Annotated in this window: 4 protein-coding genes; all 4 read left to right on the top strand. The window is 55.2% G+C overall.

All coding sequences use genetic code 11. The annotated features are described in order from the left end of the window. Positions 1 to 152: 152 nt before the first annotated feature. Entirely contained in the window at positions 153 to 989 is an 837-nt protein-coding gene (locus tag ACSV5M_RS21450; RefSeq protein ID WP_439178889.1) for a TIGR03749 family integrating conjugative element protein, read from the top strand. Next, on the top strand, positions 979 to 2,373 hold the full coding sequence (locus ACSV5M_RS21445) for a TIGR03752 family integrating conjugative element protein (protein WP_439178888.1): 1,395 nt from the start codon (positions 979 to 981) through the stop codon (positions 2,371 to 2,373). Before ACSV5M_RS21450 ends, ACSV5M_RS21445 begins: the two co-directional genes overlap by 11 nt. Then, complete coding sequence (locus ACSV5M_RS21440) at positions 2,360 to 2,734, top strand: TIGR03751 family conjugal transfer lipoprotein (protein ID WP_439178887.1); 375 nt, start codon at positions 2,360 to 2,362, stop codon at positions 2,732 to 2,734. The genes ACSV5M_RS21445 and ACSV5M_RS21440 overlap by 14 nt, the downstream gene beginning before the upstream one ends. Further along, the coding region (locus ACSV5M_RS21435; protein WP_439178886.1) for a TraC family protein at positions 2,731 to 4,343 on the top strand (1,613 nt) is incomplete at its 3' end. The genes ACSV5M_RS21440 and ACSV5M_RS21435, both read left to right, overlap by 4 nt.

The following is a 4,343-nucleotide window of genomic DNA, read 5'->3' as shown; positions in this document are numbered from 1 at the left end:
ATGTCATTAGAAGAGCGGGTATCCGGCGAGATCATCAAAGATGTAGTCGTTCGGTATCCACTGTATGCCTACATTGACCAGCGTGATTGCAATGCACTTGGCGTGTCGGTCGGTGGCTTTTTCTCCGACCCCGAGCGTTTATAGGTTGCCGCATGATGAAGCGTAAATCTGCCTCTTTGTTGATAAGCATTCTGGTCGCCGCGATATCACTTTGCGTAAACGCCAGCGCGACTGTTCTTCGTCTGGTGCACACCGATCGGCCAATCGCATTGACGTTCAAAACGAATCACGAACACCGGTTCACTTTTCCCGAAGCGGTAAATGTCGATGTACCTGCTCAATTGACACAGGTGATGCGCAGTCTACAGCCGACAGCGCAGGTCGTGTATTGGACGCCGGCGAGCGCGTTTGAATCTATGCGCGTCATTGCGCGTTCACTCGATAATGAGCGCGTTTACCTGCTCGACATTCGCAGTACCGACGATGCGAATGCTGTCGATTACCGTCTCGAAAATCCGGCCTTGGTCGTCACCAGAGAGGGCGCTACGTCGTCCGATGCGGATGAGATACCTCCCGCCTCGATCAATGCGAAAAATCCATTCCAGATCGAACTCACCCGGTATGTCAGCCAGCTGCTGTATGCACCCGCGCGATTGCGGCCGAAGGCCTCGGGGATACGACAGTTACCGGTGGCAGCTGCAGACCTCACTGTCAATTTTCTCAGTAGCCAGAAAGGCGAGACCTATCGCTATCGCCTGATTGGCCAATGGCGCGGGTATGGCCATCACATCACGGCGGTGGAAGTGGTAAATCAATCGCCCGTGACGGTTGAATTGGATCTGCGTCGTGTGCGGGGCAATTGGCTTGCCATTACCGCACAACACACTTGGCTGGGTGCCGCCAATTCGCTCGAAGACAGAACGACTCTGTACCTGATTTCCAAGCCGCCTTTCGGGCAAGCCATGGAGGAATTAGCGTATGGGTTCTAATCGTCTGAAGTGGGTGCTCGTCGTCGTCATTGCGATAGCAGCGGTTGTAGCGCTAATCAATCGCTCCAATGCGCCGTCAGCGCCACCACCGGTGGCCGCGCCAGTGGGTCCACAGGTGGACGCCGGTGATCGCTCCGCACCCGCGACGGCCGATACCACCGTCGAAACGCTGAAGACCGTGCAAGTGCAGTATGGCGAACAACGCCGACGCAACGATGAGTTACTGACGGAAGTGACAAAACTGAAAACGCAACTGGATGCGATGAGTGAAGAAGCCAAGTCATCACAAACGGCTGGCACGGCCGCCATGGCAGAAACGTTAAGTCAGCTGCAGAAAAAAGTGGATGAACTGGCGACGAACGCTGCAACGCAAATGGACCAATTAAACATCCAGGATCTTGGGTACGGCACCGGGCCGTCGGTGTATGAATTTGACACCGGTACTGCCGATAAAGACGTGCCCACGAATCCGTCCGGCCTGCGCGGATACACCCGTCTCGTACCGCTGACAACGCAGGTTTCCGCCGAGTTTTCTCCAGACTTGTCGTTGCCATCCATTCCGCGCTCAACGGGCGAACTGGGTTCGTCACTGAGCAAAAACGTGATGGGAACCACCACGCCGTATTACACCATTCCCGCGCGAGCAACAGGATTTGATGCGGTGGCCTTAACCGCATTGATTGGTCGCGTACCCGTGTCCGGGAGCGTCGTCGATCCGTTCCCCGTAAAGTTGGTGCTTGGCCAGGATAATCTTGCGGCGAACGGGCATCACATCCCCGGCCTGGATGGGATCATCCTGGATGGCATTGCACAGGGCGATTGGACACTGGGGTGCGTCAGCGTAAAGTTGACGGGCGGCACCTACGTGTTCGAGGACGGCAGTATCAATCATATGTCCGGCACCACCACCGTCGATGACTCTATCGAAAGTGGTGTCGCGGCGACCTACGGCGATAAAGACGCTGAGTATATTGGCTACATCTCCGACACCCAAGGCGTGCCCTGTATTCGTGGCAAAAAATTAACGGATGCCTACAAACAGGCCTCCTGGATGGCATTGCTCGGCGCGGCGAAAGGCCATGCCGAGTACCGTGCGTCGGCCGAGCAAACGACGACCACTGGCGTGGGTACCGGCACTGTTGTCGGTTCCGTGACGGGTGACAAAGGCGCGTTCAGTCGATATGGCCAAGCAGCGTCCGGTCTCGAAGAATTCATGCGCATTTACCAGGAGCGATACCAGGACACCTTTGACGCGGTCTATGTCCCGGCCGGGATTGATGTAGCCGTGCATTTCACCCGTGACCTGCGCATTGACCATCGTTCCAATGCCCGCCGTCTTGTCTACGATCATTCATCCACTGGAGGCCTCCATGCGCTCGATTAATGTCATTTTTCTTTTGTGCCTGGCGGTGATGTGTATCACCGGTTGCGGCTCCATTCCTGAGCCGAAAGACGGACGTACGATGCGTGACATTTACGACCAGCAGATGGCTGGCACCACCGCGCCGATTGAGCGATCGGCGCGATCTGCGCAGGACGTCGCGGTTCCGCAATACCATCGCTATACCCGTGAGGCGAAGACGGAGATTGAAAATCTATTTCCACGTTTGCCCAATCCCACGCTGTATATGTACGTGCGTCCCCATACGGTGGGAATAGATGGATTGCCGATCCCCGGTTACACCGTACCATTTTCCATGTACGAACGTGATCAACACGCAATGCCAGGCGAGGTAACGCCATGAGCAACCTGGACGTGATGGATTTGCTAAAGCAGCTATTTCTCAGTGGTGCGCCACTGGGAGAGTCGCCGGCGACCGATGAGGATCTCGAAAAGGCGTACCGTCAATCCAAATCCATTTCTGACAAACTGCCCTGGTTAGGTATCGTCGGCAACGATGACGCCGTGCTGCTGGAGGACGCTTATAGTTGTGCGGCTGTTATCGACGTAAAGCCGATCTCCACGGAAGCGCGTTCAGCGGCGTATATGATCGACAAGCGCAATGCGATTCAGCGCGCGATTGTTTCCTCATTTCCTGGACACGCCAACGCGCCCTGGGTTGTCCAGGTGTTCGCATTTCCCGACAAGGCCTCCTTCAAACAGTTGCCCGACATGATTCGTGCGTATGCACGGCAACGCCAGGCAAAACAAGTCGGGGATATACATCCGTACACCGACTGGTATATCGATAATGTCTATGCCCCGCACATCGCCGACATGGCCGCGCCGGAAGGGCTCTTCCTCGACGACTCCAGCGGTAATGACCTTGCCTGGGGTGGCAACTACCGCCGTGTGCGTATCGTCATCTACCGGCGTCTGACCCGGGGGCTGAAATTGCGCAAAGGCGCTACACCCGAATCCGAGTTGGATGGTGTGTGCAAGAAATTCCTGCTCAATCTCAATGCCGTTGGTATCAAAGCCAATCGCATGTCCGGACGCGAGATTCGGGACTGGTTATTCAGGTGGTTCCATCCCTCTCCTCGTCAAACGCAAGGCGATACCGAGGCACACCTGCAGCAGAATCCCTACCAGGAAACCGATGCGGCCGACTCCGACGAGTTTTTACCGTTTGATTATTCACTGGCAGACGATGTGATGACCGGGGATGTGCGCTCCGATAAAGAAACACGCAATTGGTATTTCGATGGGATTCCCCACACGGTACTCAATGTAGAGCGTATGACACAGCGGCCGGAAATAGGCGTGCTCAGCGCGGAGCGCCAGCAAGGCGACAATACCATCTGCGTACTGGATCAGTTGCCGCCTTACGCCACACTGATTATCACGTTTGTTATTCAGGCCAAGTCTGCCACAAAAAAACATCTCGATATACTAGAGAAACGTTCGAAAGCCCAGACGCAAGAGGCGGCCGCATCGCGCAAAGCCATTGAGCACGCACGCGAACAATTGCTGACAAACAATGAGGTGTATCCCTTCTCGATGGCGATCGCGCTGCGTGCTGAAGACGATGTGGTTCTCGAACGGCAAATGGAAGAGGTCATCAGCTGGCTAGGCAGCTGCAATCTGGATGTTATCGGCCCAGACGATGATTTGTATCGGTTGGATAATTATCTGCGACATATTCCCGCTGGTTACGATTTTCGGTTGGATCAGATTAAGCGTCGCAACCGGCTTATCTACGCACAACACCTGGCCAACATCCTGCCCTTGTATGGTCGCGAAACCGGTACCGGTCATCCGCTGCTGTGTTTCAACAATCGCGGTGGCGAACCCTTCATGTGTGATCCGCTCAGTCTCGATGATCGCGCACGTAATGCGCATTTGTTTTTGTTTGGTCCCACCGGTGCCGGAAAATCTGCAACGCTGCTGTATCTACAAATGATGATCATGGC

Origin of the sequence: Cellvibrio sp. ARAG 10.3 (assembly GCF_051846955.1) — a bacterium.
Lineage (GTDB): Bacteria > Pseudomonadota > Gammaproteobacteria > Pseudomonadales > Cellvibrionaceae > Cellvibrio.
This window is presented reverse-complemented; position numbering and strand designations above follow the sequence as displayed.